At 60.9% G+C, this 15,257-nt stretch carries 15 protein-coding genes and 1 pseudogene; 5 read left to right on the top strand and 11 right to left on the bottom strand.

The genetic code is table 11. The features are described 5' to 3' along the window. Positions 1–61: 61 nt before the first annotated feature. The 4 genes from CGZ66_RS27210 to CGZ66_RS27195 form a co-directional block, all read right to left on the bottom strand. Positions 62–910, bottom strand: coding sequence for an alpha/beta fold hydrolase (locus CGZ66_RS27210; protein WP_245331236.1), 849 nt, complete (start codon positions 908–910; stop codon positions 62–64). Positions 911–1,018: 108 nt separating this feature from the next. After that, positions 1,019–1,453 carry a VOC family protein gene (locus CGZ66_RS27205; RefSeq protein WP_095089788.1) on the bottom strand — a complete coding sequence of 145 codons (435 nt, stop codon included), beginning with the start codon at positions 1,451–1,453 and terminating at the stop codon, positions 1,019–1,021. A gap of 155 nt (positions 1,454–1,608) precedes the next feature. Continuing rightward, positions 1,609–2,094, bottom strand: coding sequence for a RidA family protein (locus CGZ66_RS27200; RefSeq protein ID WP_095089786.1), 486 nt, complete (start codon positions 2,092–2,094; stop codon positions 1,609–1,611). Next, a complete protein-coding gene (locus CGZ66_RS27195; RefSeq protein ID WP_095089784.1) occupies positions 2,088–2,813 on the bottom strand; it encodes an SDR family NAD(P)-dependent oxidoreductase in 726 nt (241 codons plus the stop codon). Before CGZ66_RS27195 ends, CGZ66_RS27200 begins: the two co-directional genes overlap by 7 nt. 131 nt (positions 2,814–2,944) lie before the next feature. On the opposite strand from CGZ66_RS27195, the gene CGZ66_RS27190 reads away from it, so the two are divergent. Next, positions 2,945–3,847 (top strand): LysR family transcriptional regulator, encoded by a 903-nt coding sequence (locus CGZ66_RS27190; RefSeq protein ID WP_095089782.1) that lies wholly within the window; start codon positions 2,945–2,947, stop codon positions 3,845–3,847. Positions 3,848–3,880: 33 nt separating this feature from the next. Here CGZ66_RS27190 and CGZ66_RS40945 read toward each other — a convergent pair. Beyond that, a pseudogene (locus CGZ66_RS40945) lies at positions 3,881–4,149 on the bottom strand (type II toxin-antitoxin system HipA family toxin); the annotation flags it as partial. Between the two features lie 1,278 nt (positions 4,150–5,427). On the opposite strand from CGZ66_RS40945, the gene CGZ66_RS27170 reads away from it, so the two are divergent. Further along, complete coding sequence (locus CGZ66_RS27170) at positions 5,428–5,985, top strand: OsmC family protein (RefSeq protein ID WP_095089778.1); 558 nt, start codon at positions 5,428–5,430, stop codon at positions 5,983–5,985. A gap of 53 nt (positions 5,986–6,038) precedes the next feature. Beyond that, a complete protein-coding gene (locus CGZ66_RS27165; RefSeq protein ID WP_280952829.1) occupies positions 6,039–7,253 on the top strand; it encodes an NAD(P)-binding domain-containing protein in 1,215 nt (404 codons plus the stop codon). Between the two features lie 65 nt (positions 7,254–7,318). Here CGZ66_RS27165 and CGZ66_RS27160 read toward each other — a convergent pair whose 3' ends face one another. Genes CGZ66_RS27160 through CGZ66_RS27150 form a run of 3 tightly spaced genes read right to left on the bottom strand, consistent with a single transcriptional unit; the run spans position 7,319 to position 9,497 of the window. After that, positions 7,319–7,768 carry a CoA-binding protein gene (locus tag CGZ66_RS27160; RefSeq protein ID WP_206073782.1) on the bottom strand — a complete coding sequence of 150 codons (450 nt, stop codon included), beginning with the start codon at positions 7,766–7,768 and terminating at the stop codon, positions 7,319–7,321. 5 nt (positions 7,769–7,773) lie between these two features. Then, the gene (locus CGZ66_RS27155; protein WP_095089772.1) at positions 7,774–8,145 is read right to left on the bottom strand and encodes a 2Fe-2S iron-sulfur cluster-binding protein; all 372 of its coding nucleotides are present in this window, start codon (positions 8,143–8,145) and stop codon (positions 7,774–7,776) included. Continuing rightward, on the bottom strand, positions 8,142–9,497 hold the full coding sequence (locus CGZ66_RS27150; protein ID WP_095089770.1) for a selenium-binding family protein: 1,356 nt from the start codon (positions 9,495–9,497) through the stop codon (positions 8,142–8,144). Before CGZ66_RS27150 ends, CGZ66_RS27155 begins: the two co-directional genes overlap by 4 nt. Before the next feature lie 970 nt (positions 9,498–10,467). Here CGZ66_RS27150 and CGZ66_RS27140 point away from each other — a divergent pair. Both CGZ66_RS27140 and CGZ66_RS27135 read left to right on the top strand, forming a co-directional pair. Next, on the top strand, positions 10,468–10,785 hold the full coding sequence (locus CGZ66_RS27140) for a hypothetical protein (protein ID WP_095089766.1): 318 nt from the start codon (positions 10,468–10,470) through the stop codon (positions 10,783–10,785). Between the two features lie 288 nt (positions 10,786–11,073). Continuing rightward, positions 11,074–11,418: a hypothetical protein gene (locus tag CGZ66_RS27135; RefSeq protein WP_095089763.1), complete on the top strand. Its 345-nt coding sequence runs from the start codon at positions 11,074–11,076 to the stop codon at positions 11,416–11,418. A gap of 27 nt (positions 11,419–11,445) precedes the next feature. Here the strand turns inward: CGZ66_RS27135 and CGZ66_RS27130 are convergent, their stop codons facing one another. The 3 genes from CGZ66_RS27130 to CGZ66_RS27120 are packed head-to-tail and all read right to left on the bottom strand — an operon-like array spanning position 11,446 to position 15,104. Next, positions 11,446–13,065 carry an ABC transporter ATP-binding protein gene (locus CGZ66_RS27130; protein ID WP_095089759.1) on the bottom strand — a complete coding sequence of 540 codons (1,620 nt, stop codon included), beginning with the start codon at positions 13,063–13,065 and terminating at the stop codon, positions 11,446–11,448. A 1-nt stretch (position 13,066) separates the two neighbouring features. Continuing rightward, positions 13,067–14,188 carry an ABC transporter permease gene (locus tag CGZ66_RS27125; protein WP_095089757.1) on the bottom strand — a complete coding sequence of 374 codons (1,122 nt, stop codon included), beginning with the start codon at positions 14,186–14,188 and terminating at the stop codon, positions 13,067–13,069. Further along, the gene (locus tag CGZ66_RS27120; RefSeq protein ID WP_095089755.1) at positions 14,181–15,104 is read right to left on the bottom strand and encodes an ABC transporter permease subunit; all 924 of its coding nucleotides are present in this window, start codon (positions 15,102–15,104) and stop codon (positions 14,181–14,183) included. The genes CGZ66_RS27125 and CGZ66_RS27120 overlap by 8 nt, the downstream gene beginning before the upstream one ends. Between the last annotated feature and the right edge of the window lie 153 nt (positions 15,105–15,257).

The raw sequence follows: 15,257 nt of genomic DNA, 5'->3' as shown, positions 1-15,257 counted from the left end.
ATAGTATGTGCGCCCCTAGGCGGATCGGACGACGAGCTCAATGTTCCTAGGTCGATTTCGTCTACTTTGCGGCAGCCTCGATCACGCGAGCGACCGCAGCCGGCTGAGAGATGAAGACAGCGTGGCTTGCGGCCACTTCAGTCACCTTCGCGCCCGAGCGTTGATACATCCAGCGCTGAAGCTCCGGGCTCACGACATGATCCTGGGTGGTCAGGATGGCGAAGCTGGGCTTGGTTCGCCAGGCGGCCACGGAGACCGGCGCTCCCAGAGCTTTCTCCGCGAGCTGCTGTTGTGAATCAGCCAGGAATTGAGCATCCGCTGCCGGGACATCCTGGGCATAGGTCGCAGCGAACAGCGCCGGCTGCATGAAGAAATACTTGCCCGTAGTGGCAGTGGCGGCCGGGGTGGCCCGCATGGCGTCGCTTGGCGCGGCGAACTTGGACAGAAGCTGCCCGCTGGCTTCCCCTACATCGGGCTGGAGTGCGGCCACATAGACGAGCGCACTGACCTTCGGATCGGCGCCTGCCTCCGTGATCACCGAACCGGCATAGCTGTGACCGACCAGCACGACAGGCCCTGTTTGTTGATCGAGGATGCGCTTGGTAGCGTCGACATCCTCTGCCAGACCCGTGAGCGGCTCCTGCACGACAGTCACATGGAACCCATCCTTGGACAGGATGTCGTAGACGGCCCGCCAGCCTGAGCCATCCACCAGGGCGCCGTGGACGATGACGATATCTTTCGCAGCCGGCTTTGAATCGGCGTTAGCCACGGTGCCGGTCATGGCAACCATCAAGGCAATGGCAAAGCTCTTTCGCAGTGTGGACATGTGAGTCTCCTGGGTTTCAATTTGCCCGCCGTTTCGCGTAGCCATCTGGGTGGCAGGCATGTATCGATCGGTGATGGCCAACCGGGGTCGTGGCTGGTCGAACTCGCGCGCCGGCGTGCCGGGGCTCCGCGCTCATCGACGGTGTTGAAAAAGGGCCTCCCTTCCCGGCCAATCGCTGCCTGAACCGGATCACCGCGCCTTGCGCGCGTCCTCGAGGCGAGGATCGAATGCAAACTCGATCCGTATCCCACTGGGCTCCCGCACGATGAAATGGAGCTTGGGGCCTGCGCCCGAGGCTTCCGGACCGAACTCGACGACGACGCCAGGCCAACTCGACACGCGCTGATAAAGAGCATCGAGGCCGATCCGATCGACGACAGCGAGGGCCAAATGGTGCAATCCGACATTGGTGCGCCGATCGAACGGGATCGCTTTGCTCGGCGTTTCGACCTGCCACAGCGTCACGACGTCGTGTCCATCCGATACGAACACCGCTGGATAGTCCGGTCGCTGGCCAACGATCCGCCATCCGAGACAATCACAAAAGAATTGTCGCGTGCTCTCAAGGTCGCGAACACTCAGTCCGATGTGGTCGACACCGCATGTGCTGGTTTCATCTGTCATAGGCCCTCCGTGACCGGCGCCTCATGCGCCGAGGAAACGGTGGGTTGTTGAAGGTCACTTCCCAGCACGCATCGGACTTTTCGGTCGAAGTGCCCCGCAACGCGCGTCGGTGTTTCATCGTTACCTCTCCACGGGGTTGCAAGGCACTGCTTTGCCTAAGCCGCGATTTCAAAAACGAGCTCGACTTCGATCGGCATGCCGAGAGGCAGGCTGGCAACGCCGAGAACGATGCGGCCTGAGAGCATCCCGGTGCCGAAGACCTTGACGAGGAGTTCGGACGCTCCGTCGGCGACTTTCGGATGGTCCCGGAAGTCGCCTTCCGTCGCGATATAGACGCCGAGCTTCGCCACGCCGGTAATCTTGTCGAGCGAGCCGAGATGCGCCTTGGCCGCGGATAAGGCGTTGAGGCAAGCGATCTCGGCTGCCTTTCTCCCGTCCTCCGCTGAGAGCGCGCCACCGACGCGTCCGACATATTGCGGCTCGCGCCCGACGACCGGCAGCATGCCGCTCAGATAGAGCAGATTGCCGATCTTCACGGTTTCGACATAGGCGCCGAAGGGGGTGGGCGGCGGAGGGAGCGCGATGCCGAGATCGGTAAGCCGCTGGTCGGCACTGGCTTGCGTGCTCATCGAGGTCACCATCTTCCCAGATGTGCGCCGCCATCGACGTGCAGCACCTCCCCGGTAATGCGTGGCGCTTCCGTCAGGAACAGCACCGCATCAACAATCTCCTGGACGCTGGAGATGCTGTGCATGGGCGAGAGCGTCTTCAGAAAGTCCTTCGGGTTATCCTTGTGCAGCGGTGTGTCGACAACGCCGGGGGCGACCGTGTTGGCACGGATCTGCTCCTTTGCATATTCCATGGCGATGTTCTTCGACATGGCTTCGATGCCTCCCTTGGTCAGCATGGCGACCGATGCATTCACACCGGCGATCGGGCGATCCACCAGGGGTGTCGTGATGCTGACGATGCTACCACCACGCTTCTGCGCCAGCATCTGCCGCACGACGCGCTGCGTGAGGTGCAGAAATCCTTCGAGATTCGTTGCCGCGAGGCGACGGTAGTCTTCGACCGTGTAGTCGACGAAGGGCTTGGTGAAGAAGATGCCGGCATTGTTGACCAGGGCGTCGATCGAACCGAATCGCGCAAGCGCGGCTTCGACGACGGTCTTGGCGGTATCCGGGTCGGCGATGTCGCCATCGACGCGGGCCAGGCGGTCGGATGCGTTCAGCTCCGTCGACCGGCTGACCTGCCGCGAGGTCGCGACGACATTGTAGCCCCTTTCGAGAAAGCTGTTGGTGAGGCCGGCACCGATGCCCTGAGAAGCCCCTGTGATTACGGCCGTTTTCCGCGTCTGCATTTTCGTCTCTAATGGGTGGGCAGCGTCAGTGCTGCTGGATTGCCCTAATGCGACCGATGTAGTGCAGGCGCGATTTCTCGATTAGGCGGAAATATCTGGAATGTGTTTTCCACCTATGCAAAAATCTAGACATGGCCGATCTGAACGACATCGCCGTGTTCGTAAGGGTTGCGCAGTTCGAAAGCTTCAGCCGTGCCGCGCACGCGCTCGGCATGCCCGTCTCCACCGTCAGCCGCAAGGTGACGGCGCTGGAGGAGCGGCTCGGCGTGACCCTGCTGCAGCGGACGACACGCAAGCTCAGCCTGACGGCGCAGGGCCGTGCCTATTTCAATCAATGCAGCGAGCCGCTGAGCCAGCTTTTCGACGCGGAACGGGTGCTGACCCAGACCCAGAAGAAGCCTGAAGGTCTTCTGCGTATCTCCGCGCCGGTCATCCTTGGCCAGGAACCGTTCTATGCATTCCTGTCCTCGTTTCTGAAGGCCTATCCACGTATCCAGATCGACCTGTTCATGACCAACCTGTTCCTGGATCTGATAGCCGAGAATATCGACGTCGCCATCCGCTTCGGTGAATTGCAGGATTCGAGCCTGATCGCCCAGCGCATCGGTAAGAGCGTGCGCTATGTCGTCGCCACACCGGAGTATCTGCGCGGCCGGCTTCCTCCGTCGCAACCCGAGGACCTGCGCCACCATCAATGTGTGCTCGTGCAGGCGCGCAACAACGAGGTGGAATGGCATCTGGTGAGCGGCAAGAAATCCATCAAGCTCCACGTCTCGGGACCGGTGGCGGCGAGAGATTTCCAGGCGGTGAGCGCTTTCACCTATCGAAGCCATGGTATCGGCCTGCTGCCATCAACCTATTGCGATGCTCAGATCGCGAGCGGGGAACTCGTCCGGCTTCTGCCTGATTGGTCGTCTCCGGAAATTTTCGTGCATGCCGTCTATCCGACACGCCGGTTTCTGCCGGCGAAGCTCCAGGTATTTCTCGAGGAACTGAAGGCCTGGAAGAGTCCCCTTTGGATTCCGCTGCGATGACCACGGCGGCTATCATAGGATAGTGGCATCAATTCATGCGGAGATGCGTTCAAGGGCCTCTACAGGTATCACTTCCCGCTCGGGCAGACGCCACCAATGCTCGTTGACGGGTGCGACCGTCTCGACCACCGCCTTCAGTACGGCTCGTTCGGGCAACTGCGCGCGTCGGGCAAATGCTTCCAACGCGACGCCGTCAGCGCCTTGAACGACCGCTCCCCTCCGAGCGAAAGGGCCATGGCGTCGATGGGGATGTAGGGCACCGTCGAAAGCACCTCATAGATTGGAGCCAACGCCGGGCTGTTGACAGCCCGCCAGGTCGGCAAACGCCTCGCGCGCCGCACCAGACAGTATGTAAGACTTGGGGATCTCTGGCGGCTTGGATCGCATCTTTTGAAGTGTGGGGACGCCAAAGATCTCGGTACTGTAGTCGTCGAAAGCGACTGCGGACGAACGGCTCGCGAAATGAGCAGTGCGATACAGGAAATACCTCCGGCCCAGAACCAAGGCCCATGACAGCGCTAGCAGCTTTACTCGGGCGAAACCATGTACATTTCCGGACTACATCATCTGCCTGGAGGACAGGAAAAAGTTCAAGTCCCAGAAGCGCCATTAACACCCACTAAGGGCTTCCCCGGACGAATACCGTGAAAAAAATGTCGCCTTCCCGTGACTATCCGATGGTGGTGCCGAACTATTCCGGCGGCCGTTCGCAGTCGCAAGACGACAGCCCCCTACGCCAAGAAACCGGCGAGGGGCTAAAGGGTGCCCGCTAGTACCCTCGGGAAAAGCCTCCTCCAGGGCGTTAAAACCTCCGTGGAGCTGGCCTCGTGTTTGGTCGGGCTCGGTGCAGCTGGGTGGCTAACGGGCTTCTCCCTCGGTTAATCTCCCCAGTTATACTCTCCATTGAGGAAGAAAATGTCACGATCTTCCTGGATCCCGACCTGCCGGGTTCCTTGGCATGACCGTCGAGGTGCTAATCCAGACGTACGGCCATCATCATCCAGACTTTCAGGCGGATGCCGCCAAGGCGATCGTCTCCAAGTCGCGCTCCAGAAATCCTCCGAAAAATGTGGTCCTCATGCCGACGGCACAGAAGACGAACGCCCCAAAGCTCCCCACAGAAACTCCACAGTTATGTCAGAAACAAAGGTGAACAAAGGCCACCGACCACAACGCAAAATGGCGGAAATCCGGGCTTTTGCTGGCAGACCCCGTCGTTCGGGACGAGGGGGTCGCAGGTTCAAATCCTGCCACTCCGACCAGAAAAAACAGATACTTAGGTATTTGTTTCTCCCGATACCCCACAGATTGCTTCGCCTATTTATCCACCGCGCCCACAGTGGTCAGGCGCGTGAACGCGCGGCATGCCCTTGGCAGTCCCACGGTCGCCGTCGACCGACATGCAGGGCACTCCTTCGCCTGCAAGCGCAACTCGGTGCGCGAGGGGCGACTGTATCCCTGCGGAAACAACTTGATGAAAAACTTCGCTACCCATACCATGCCACACCTTGGTGAAATCTGATCAGGAGGTCAGTGGAATCGGTCGGGTTTTGAGCCAGTGCAAGGTAGGGAGGATAATCATGGCTTCCGAAGTACAGGCCAACAATGGCGTTAACGTAGAGGCGCTTCTCGCCGCAAAGGAAGCGCTTTCCAACGCCCCGGAGGCCGCGCAATTCAAGTGGCGCGCGGCTTGCGAATGGAAGGACGGCACCCACAGCCACTCGACAGTCGAGAGCTTTTACGGTCTCGGGCAGGACCAGCATCGCAAGACCACGTTCGCATTCGATGCCGACCATCCGGAGGTCTTCGCTTCCTTGGATAAGGGCGCCACGCCTGTCGAATACGTGCTGGTCGGGCTGGCGAGTTGCCTGACCGCCGGCATCGCCGCGGTTGCCCAGAACCGCAACATCCAGTTGAAGTCGGTGAAGGCTACAATCGAAGGCGACATGGATCTCGCCGGCATACTCGGCATCGACAGCGACGTCCGCAACGGCTTCAGCGGCATCACGGTAAAGTACAACATCGACGCCGACGCCAAGCCCGAGGACATCGAGGCTCTCGTCGCTCAGTCGCAGAAGCGATCTGCGGTCTATGACATTGTCACCAATCCGACGAACGTCACGGTCGTGGTGAATTGAAAGGCACTTCGAGCGGTAGACTCTGAGAGGGCGCGATTAGTTCCGTCACCACCGTGATCGTCGGTGCAGGGCACGCGGGGCTCGCGATGAGCCGCTGCCTCGCGGAGCGTTCGATCGACCATGTACTGCTGGAGCGCGGCGAGATTGCCCATACCTGGCGCACCGAGCGGTGGGATTCGCTGCGGTTGCTCACCCCGAACTGGCAGAGCCGGCTACCGGGCTTCCGCTATGACGGCGACGACCCCGATGGCTACCGGACGATGCCAGAGGTGATCGATTTCCTCGGGAACTATGCCAAGGCGATCTCGGCCCCGGTCAGAACCCACACGACCGTCACCTCGGTTCGCAGCGACGGGGCGGGATATCTTGTGCGCACGGATCGCGGCGAGTGGCGGGGCCGGACCGTGGTGCTGGCGTCGGGCGCGTGCAACATCGCGCGCCTGCCCGATTTCGCCGTCCGCGTGCCACCGTCGGTCACCATCCTGACGGCGCAGTCCTATCGCAATCCGGGTCAGGTCGCCGACGGTGGCGTGCTGGTGGTGGGCGCGTCGGCGAGCGGCACCCAGATCGCTCAGGAGCTGCAGCGTTCGGGGCGCCAAGTGACCCTGTCGGTGGGGGAGCACATCCGGGCGCCCCGCGTCTATCGCGGCAAGGACCTGGAGTGGTGGATGGACGCCGCCGGCGTGCTCGACGAGCGCTACGACGAGGTAGACGACATCAGGCGGGCACGACGGGTTCCTTCGCTGCAGCTTGCCGGCACGCCCGACCGCACCACCCTAGACCTCAATGCGCTGGTCGACCTCGGGGTCCGGCTCGTCGGCCGCCTCGCCGGCATCACCGAAGACGGCAAGGCGCAGTTTGCGGGGTCATTGCGCAACATGTGCGCGCTTTCCGATCTGAAGATGGCCCGGCTGCTCGACCTCATCGACGAATGGGCGCGCGACAACGGCCTAGACGCGACGGTCGGGCCGCCGGATCGCCCGCCGCCGACCCATGTCGAGGACAACCCGCCGCTCGGCCTCGACCTCGCCAGCGGCGCGATCAGGACGATCATTTGGGCCACCGGCTACCGTCCGGACTACTCGTGGCTGGAACTGCCGGTCATCGACCGCAAGGGTTACGTCCGTCACGACGGCGGGGTTGCTGAACATCCGGGCCTGTACCTGATGGGGATGCAGTTTCTGCGCCGCCGCAAATCTGCGCTGATCGACGGCGCTGGCGACGACGCGCGTGATCTCAGCGCCCATCTGGCATCGTACCTCGGGTAGAATTCAATCCAAGACGAAAGGAACAGGTCGGTTGCCGCGACACCTCCGAATTCGGTGACCCGCAATCATATTCCCAAGTGCAACTTCGGCTTCCAGAAGGGGCGGAACAACTCGATCTTTGGGCAGCGGTTCATCACCACTTTCAAGCCTGCTTCCTCCGCCAACTGAGCGGCAGCGTCATCGCGCACGCCAATCTGACCCCACAGAACCTTGGCATTGATGGCGATGGCTTCCTCAGCAACGTCCAACAGATCTTCGGAACGGCGAAAAACCTCAACCATATCGACAGGCCGGTCGATGGCCGCCAGCGACGGGTACACCTTGAGCCCTCGAATTTCATCCAGGCCGGGACTAGGGTTGACGGGGATCATATCGTAGCCGATCTCGTGCAGCACCCGGAGTACACCATAGGAGAACTTGGTTTTGTCGGGGCTGGCCCCCACCATCGCGATGGTTTTGACCGATTTCAGAATTCCTTGCAGATAAGCCTCCGGATAGGGCTCATCATGGTTTATATGGGTCATTTCTGTTCGTCCAAAGGGGTCGCAATATCGGCTTTCAATTCATGAGCGGCCAGGGGGTCAAGGAAGGGGTTGCGGTAGAGCTTGTCGTGACTTTCAACGCCGACCTCCAGCGTGCAGTCGCTCAAAGGGCGGGCGACGCAGAGGATTATGTAGCCATTGTTGATCTGGCGGTTGTTCAACGCCCGCTGCGCTTGCTGATTGACTTTGCCGCTGATTATTTTGGCCGCACAGCTTATGCAGCCGCCATACTGGCACCCGTAGGGCAAATCCACGCCCTGCTCGCGCAAGCTTTGCAAGAGGGGCTTGCGGTGATCGACGTCAAAGGCCGCACCGCCTTGGTTGGCGAGAGTGATGGTGAAGCTGGTCATACCCAGATGTCACTCGTGCAATCACCGCCGGGATAACGGGTTTCATGGCAGCGGCTTGGTCCATTTGGTTCCTTGCCAAAATCGACAACAAATCGCGGATCGATTTCCATGCCGCCGTTTTCGGTATCGCAATTGACCATCAGCATGCATCCGCCATTGGTGCGGATTTCCGGATAGAACTGATTGTCCCAGGTGGAGAAAAGTGAGGTTGTCACATACAGGCGCTTGCCGTCGAGGCTGAGCTGTATCATCTGAGGCCCGCCAGTCACTTTCACGCCATTGACCTCAGGCGCACGGCCGAGAAGTCCGCCCATCCACACTTGTCCAGTAAGCTTGGCATTGTGAGGGTCCGAGATGTCGTACTGACGGATATCGCCGTGCAACCAGTTACAAAAATAGAGGTATCTATCGTCCATGCTGAGCAGGATGACCGAGATCACGCCCGGAATCGGGATCGGCCATTCGGGATGTGGCTCATTGTCGACATCGATAATTTTTTCCCATTGCCAATCACCCGCCGCATCCTTCCACCAATGGATGATATTTGCTGAAAGGGCCGCGCCAACAAAGCCGTGACTGCTGTCGGGATTGTGGTGGAACCGCACTTCCAGTGGGATCAGGCCATCTTCACCGAGATAGAATGTTTGCTTCGGCTCCTTCTTTTCAAAATCCCAGAAATGGATCTCCCGGCCATATTTCAGATGGCCAACCTCTTCCAGGTCAAAACCAGGCATGAAGGTATTGGGAGCGGCCCACTCCGAACTGACCATTACGTTGTGTCGCGGCTGGTACCAGAAATCATAACCAAACTTGATACCGCCCATGGAGTTTTCCCAACGGCCGACAATCTCGAACTCCTTGCTGAGTTGCAAATAGCCGCCGGGGGCATTGCCCTGAGCGTCGCCAAGCATGGAAACGATGATGTCCGAGCCGAGGCAATGCACCGTGTGCGGTGCCGACAAGTTGGTCCTGGCTTTGATGTCAGCGCCGTTTATGACTTTGAACAGTGTCGGATTGCGGGGATCGGTACCGCAATCGACAATGTGCAGATTGGACGAGCGCACACCCGGCACAATCAGATATTTCCGCTCCATGCTCGCATCGCCATGGCACGACGAGCAGGCATTCCAGCCCGAGTGATGAAGCTCATCGCCAATCCCCGGCATTTGCAAACGTGAAATCACCTGGCTGTAGGTCGAACTCTCGGGGTCGACATCAATGGTGCACAAATAGTCCGGCTTCTGAATGCCCGTGCCGGTGTAGATGGCAACCGTATAGAGCAGCTTTTCGCGAGGTGCGGTCATCGCCTCGGCTGGGGAAGCATAGCCCGGTCCACAGCAATGATTGGTCATGGGTATGTCCCCAATTTAAACAGATCACTGGGCAGCCCCTACGGGGTCAAGCTGGGATGTTAGTGCATGCTTGGCATCGGCGCTACGGCCGGGTTGGCCGCCGGGGGGACGGAATGCGAACACCCCCGCTCCTCCCCACGGAAGCCTCAGAGGAACAGGAAAGTCGACGAAAGGCCGACTGGCCGATCAACGGGCGACCGGCCAGAACCCGCGTCGCACCTATCGGAGGCCGAAGAAGCTCAATATCGCAATTACGATGACCACCGCGCCAACGAGCCAAATGATGTTGTTCATAATCGTTCTCCTGTTGCCTGGGGAAGCCCGCGCCTCTGGCGGAGAACGCGGGCCGACCAGCCTTTGCCGGCTGATCTTCAGCAGACACGGATGTCGGCTGTGAGGAGTAGAACAATTAGGAACGTCTAATGTTCCGCCATTTGGCAAATCGAGAGATGGCTTGGTGAATTGCCTTTGTATTAGCTGCACCGCATATTTATCCTCACGGCGGCGACAGAATGCCGGTCAGGTCCGGAGCCAACATGCGCAAATTGGTTGTCACAGCAGCAGTCGCACTTGCCTGCGGTTGCGCGCCCTCGCAAGCAAACGACGAGCGGTCATGCAAGATAGTAGCGGCGGCAGCGCAGCTCTCCGGAAAGACCAACTGTAGCGAAGGTGATATCGCTGCGATCTCTGGCATGAGCGGCAAGGAGCTGCCGGAGGCAGTAGCCAGATATTGCGATTTTTGGGGGCAGATCGTTGTGCTGCCCGACGTGAGCGAGACCGACGCGTCAAGACGCATCGTTCTTTGCAAGTACCATCAGCGAGAGGCAGCCCCTTCTCAGCCCTAGGCGATGCGATCGCCCCTCTTTCGACATGCCGCAAGCGTTTCGGGCTGGCCCAAGCAGGCCGGAACCAAATTGATCACGGGCAGTTATCCAAACGAAGGGCCAATTCAGGAAATGGAGAAACTGCGATGAAAACAATGATCATGTGCGCGTTGGCGCTTTCCGTCGGCTTGCCGGCCATAGCTTCGGCAGCCGAGGCCGACGTGGTTATCAGAACCCACCATCGACACCACAACAGCGTCAGGATCATCAACGAGGACGGTCAGCGCTTGCATCACCGCCGCCACGGCGAAATTGCGTTCTACGATCATGGACGCCGGCATCATCGCGGAGACATGGTCGTCGTGAGACGGCATCATCGCCCAGACACCGTCGTGACAGGCTCCGTTTCCACTCACCGTCACTATCGCCACCACCCCGTGGTCATCGAAAACGACGGCTACTGATCGCCCACTGCCTGCCCAAGCGAACACGAAAAGAAAACCCGCCCCGGCGTCAGCCGGGACGGGCTTTCCCGTTTACCAGTCATTTTTTTAGTGCACTCGACAAACACCAACTTCGAGTGACAGAGAACGTTCCTGAAATTTGCGGGAACCCCGTGTGTTCATGTGGCGATGGGCTCGCCTCTGTGATGGGTTCCGTAGCGATCGGAAACTTTGACGAAGATCGCCGTCGGCTCTAGTAGTTCGATGCATATGATAGAGCCAGTGAAGCGGCTGTGCCGGGGTGCGGACATGAATCTGATTTCAACGACAGCCTCACCACCGGCTCTTGTGATTGCACTGCTTCTTCTCGCCGGCTGTTCGTCGATCGGCCGAACCGTCGATCCGGCGAAATACGACAGCATGAGCTGTGCCGAGCTCAACAGCGCGATGGGTGTCGTCGCGCGCGACATCTCGCAAACAGCAATCACCCGCGGCAAGGTCGCCAACACCAGCGTTCCACGCTGGCTGCTGGGCGGCGCGCGCGTGAAGAGCGCGGTCGCGGAGCGTGAAACGGCCAGGATCGACCGCCTGAAACAGCAGCAAGCGGCTCTTGCCAGCGCCAGGGCACGCCGATGCACCTCGCCATCGCAATGAGCTTGATCTCACCCGGACGGACGCGCTTCAGGCGCTCAGCCTGAAGCGTGTAACGTCGATCGCTGCGGCCATCAGCGTCTGTGTGTAGGCGTGCTGCGGGTTGCTGAAGATCGCCTCCGTCGGCCCCTCCTCGACGATCTTGCCTTGCTTCATGACGATGATGTAGTCGGCCATGGCGCGCACGACCGAGAGATCGTGGCTGATGAAGAGGTAAGACAGTTCGTGGTCTGCCTGCAGCTTGCGCAGCAGTTCGACGATCTGCTTCTGCACCGAGCGGTCGAGCGCGGAGGTCGGTTCGTCCAGCACCACCAGCTTGGGCTTCAGGATCATGGCCCGCGCGATGGCGATGCGCTGCCGTTGCCCGCCGGAGAATTCGTGCGGGTAGCGGTTGCGTGCATTGGGATCGAGGCCGACTTCGTTCAAGGCCTCGACCGCGCGTTGATCGCGCTGCTTGCCCGACAGGTTCGGCTCATGCACCAGCAGCCCTTCGGTGATGACCTGGCCGACGGTCATGCGCGGCGACAGCGAGCCGAACGGGTCCTGGAAGACCAGTTGCATCTCGCGCCGCAGCGGCCGCATCACTTGTCGGTCGGCGGTGGAAATGTCCCGGTCGCCGAAACGGATGAGGCCGTCGCTCGGCAACAGCCGCAGCAAGGCGCGGCCGAGCGTCGATTTGCCCGAGCCGGATTCACCGACAATGCCGATGGTCTGGTTGCGCTGCAGCCGGATCGAGATGTGGTCGACGGCGCGCAGCATCAGCGGCTCGCCAGCAAGAAACCCGCCGCCGATCCTGAATGTCACTTCGACATTCCTGCCTTCGAGCACCACCGGGGCGTTGGCGGGCGGCGGCGCCTTGCTGCCGGTCGGCTCGGCCGCCAGCAGCATTTTCGTATAGGCATGCTGCGGATTGACGAAGATGGCTTCCGCCTCCCCCTCCTCGACGACCTCGCCCTGGCGCATGACATAGACGCGATCCGCGAAGCGCCGCACGATGCCGAGATCGTGGGTGATGAAGACGATCGCCATGCCGAGCTTGCGTTGCAGCTCGGCCAGAAGCATCAGGATCTGCGCCTGGATGGTCACGTCGAGCGCCGTCGTCGGCTCGTCGGCGATCAGGATGTCCGGGTCGTTGGCAAGCGCCATGGCGATCATGACGCGCTGGCGCTGGCCACCCGACATTTCGTGCGGGTAGGATTTCATCCGCCGCTCGGGATCGGGGATATGCACGAGGCGCAGCAACTTGAGCGCCTCTTCGTGCGCCTCGGCGGCATTCAAGCCCCGATGCCGGCGGATCGGTTCGATCAGCTGGTTGCCTATCGAATAGAGCGGATCGAGCGAGGTCATCGGCTCCTGGAAGATCATGCTGATCTTGGCGCCGCGGACCTTGTTCAGTTCGGATTTGCTCAATGTCAGAAGGTTGCGGCCGCGATAGTCGACACTGCCGGTGGCTTCGCCATTCGAGGCGAGCAGGCTCATCGCCGCCATCATCGTCTGGCTCTTGCCGGATCCGGATTCGCCAACCACGGCAACGGTTTCGCCTGCATTGACGTGGATATTGATGCCCTTCACCGCCTCGACCGCGCCATCGAGCGTGCGGAAGCGGACGCGCAGGTCCTTGACGCTGAGGATCGTTTCGGAAGCAGCCATCTCAGCGGTCCTTGGGGTCGAGCGCGTCGCGCAGGCCGTCGCCGACGAAATTCAGGGCGAACAGCGTCGAGACGAGGAAGAAGGCGGGAAACAGGAGCAGCCAGTTGGCGGTGCCGATGTTCTTGGCGCCGACCGAGATCAGCACGCCCCAGCTGGTCATCGGCTCCTGCACGCCGAGCCCGAGGAACGACAGGAAACTCTCCAGGATGATGACCTGTGGCACCAGCAGCGTCATGTAGATCACCACGGGGCCGAGCAGGTTGGGAATGACGTGGCGCAGCAGGATGCCGCGCTGGCCGACGCCCATGGCTTCCGCCGCCTGAACATATTCCTGGCGGCGGATCGACAGCGCCTGGCCGCGCACGATGCGGGCCATGTCCAGCCACAGCACGGCGCCCACGGCCAGGAACATCAGCACGAAGTTGCGGCCGAAGAACACCACCAGCATGATGACGAAGAAGATGAAGGGTAAGGAATAGAGGACGTCGACGATGCGCATCATCACCTCGTCGACCTTGCCGCCGGCAAAGCCGGCCGCGGCGCCATAGACCACGCCGATGACCACCGCCACGACGCCGGCGAGCAGGCCGATGGCCAATGAGATGCGACCGGCCATCAGCGTGCGCGACAGCAGATCGCGGCCGGTGTTGTCGGTGCCGAACAGGAAATACTGCTGCTTGACCGAGGCGCTCATCGTCACTTCGAGCCCGTCGGGCGACTTGCTCTCGATCTTGGTGTCGTCAAAGGCGTCGGAACGGTCGAGATAGCGGATGTTACGGTCATCGATCGGCTTTGCCGACTTGACGGTGACGAAGACCTGATTGCCTTCCTGCCGCCACTCCTTGATGTCGACCCGCATGCGCTTGATCGCTTCGGTGAGCGCCGTCTCGATCATCTCGGCCTTCGGATAGGCCGACAGGCTTGGCGGCATGCGCACATAGTCGGCATAGATGGTGGTGTATTGATGCGGCACGAACCAGGGCCCGAACACGCTGACGACACCGATCAGGGCAAGGTAGTACAGACTGAACATGGCGGCGCGATTGGCCTTGAGGCGCGCCCAGGCGTCCCCCCAGAGCGAGCGCCCGATGACGGCGGGAGCCGTGGCTGCGATGTCAGTCATAGCGCACCCTCGGGTCGACGACCGCGTACATGACGTCGACGATCAGGTTGAAGACGATGGTGAAAATGGCGATCACCACCACCGTTCCCATCACCAGCGTGTAGTCGCGGTTGAGCGCGGCATCGACGAAATAGCGGCCGACGCCCGGAATGGAGAAAATCGTCTCGACGATGACCGAGCCGGTCAGCAGCGCGGCGGCTGCCGGGCCGGTGAAGGAGACGATCGGCAGGATGGCGCCGCGCAGCGCGTGCTTGACCACCACCGACCAGTCGGAGAGGCCGAGCGCGCGGGCTGTGCGGATATGATGGGACCGCAAGGATTCGATCATCGAGCCACGCATCAGCCGGGCGACGATGGCGATCTGCGGCAGAGCGAGCGTCAGCACCGGGCCGACCTTGTTGATGAAAGCGCCATCCCCCCAGCCACCGATCGGCAACAGCTTCCAGGTCAGCCCGAACAAAAGCTGGATTACCGGCGCGATGACGAAAGTGGGGATGGTGCTGCCGGCTGTCGCCAGCGCAATCACCGTATAGTCGCCAAGCTTGTTCTGGTTGAGCGCGGCGATGGTGCCGAGCACCGAACCGAGCATCAGCGCCAGGATCAGCGCCGACGCGCCGAGTTGAACCGAAATGGGCAGGCCCTTGGCGAACAGTTCGGTGACGGTGAAATCCGGCATGTTGTAGCTCGGGCCGAAATTGCCGCGCAGCAGATTGCCGATATAGTGGACAAATTGCAGCCAGAGCGGGTCGTTGAGGCCGAACTGGGCTTCGAGATTGGCCCTGATCTCTGGGCTCAGCCCTCGCTCCTGGTTGAAGGGGCCGCCTGGCGCGACGCGCATCAGGAAAAACGCCATGGTCACGATGACGAACAGCGTCGGAATGGCGGTCAAAAGCCGCCTTAGTACATATCGCAGCATCGGTGCCCCGCTTGATCCAGAGCAACGCGCGTCCAGCTGGACGATTGCGCTCTAGCCTGCAAATCTTCGCACCGACATTGCCGAAAATCGATTCCGGTTCCCGGGCCGATGCGATGGCAAACCAGCGCCGCCGCACATTCAGTGCGCGGCGGC

It is taken from the genome of Mesorhizobium sophorae (assembly GCF_002270415.1).
In the GTDB taxonomy this organism is placed as follows: domain Bacteria; phylum Pseudomonadota; class Alphaproteobacteria; order Rhizobiales; family Rhizobiaceae; genus Mesorhizobium; species Mesorhizobium sophorae.
Note: the sequence above shows the minus strand (reverse complement) of the source record. Positions and strands in the feature narration are given on the sequence as shown.

What these genes read in the sequence shown, in the direction of transcription:
- CGZ66_RS27170 (WP_095089778.1), top strand. Translation starts at nt 5,428, where the DNA reads ATGGCTTCCGAAGTACAGGCCAACAATGGCGTTAACGTAGAGGCGCTT.
- CGZ66_RS27120 (WP_095089755.1), bottom strand. Translation starts at nt 15,104, where the DNA reads ATGCTGCGATATGTACTAAGGCGGCTTTTGACCGCCATTCCGACGCTG.
- CGZ66_RS27190 (WP_095089782.1), top strand. Translation starts at nt 2,945, where the DNA reads ATGGCCGATCTGAACGACATCGCCGTGTTCGTAAGGGTTGCGCAGTTC.
- CGZ66_RS27155 (WP_095089772.1), bottom strand. Translation starts at nt 8,145, where the DNA reads ATGACCAGCTTCACCATCACTCTCGCCAACCAAGGCGGTGCGGCCTTT.
- CGZ66_RS27130 (WP_095089759.1), bottom strand. Translation starts at nt 13,065, where the DNA reads ATGGCTGCTTCCGAAACGATCCTCAGCGTCAAGGACCTGCGCGTCCGC.
- CGZ66_RS27200 (WP_095089786.1), bottom strand. Translation starts at nt 2,094, where the DNA reads ATGGTGACCTCGATGAGCACGCAAGCCAGTGCCGACCAGCGGCTTACC.
- CGZ66_RS27125 (WP_095089757.1), bottom strand. Translation starts at nt 14,188, where the DNA reads ATGACTGACATCGCAGCCACGGCTCCCGCCGTCATCGGGCGCTCGCTC.
- CGZ66_RS27135 (WP_095089763.1), top strand. Translation starts at nt 11,074, where the DNA reads ATGAATCTGATTTCAACGACAGCCTCACCACCGGCTCTTGTGATTGCA.
- CGZ66_RS27195 (WP_095089784.1), bottom strand. Translation starts at nt 2,813, where the DNA reads ATGCAGACGCGGAAAACGGCCGTAATCACAGGGGCTTCTCAGGGCATC.
- CGZ66_RS27140 (WP_095089766.1), top strand. Translation starts at nt 10,468, where the DNA reads ATGAAAACAATGATCATGTGCGCGTTGGCGCTTTCCGTCGGCTTGCCG.
- CGZ66_RS27150 (WP_095089770.1), bottom strand. Translation starts at nt 9,497, where the DNA reads ATGACCAATCATTGCTGTGGACCGGGCTATGCTTCCCCAGCCGAGGCG.
- CGZ66_RS27205 (WP_095089788.1), bottom strand. Translation starts at nt 1,453, where the DNA reads ATGACAGATGAAACCAGCACATGCGGTGTCGACCACATCGGACTGAGT.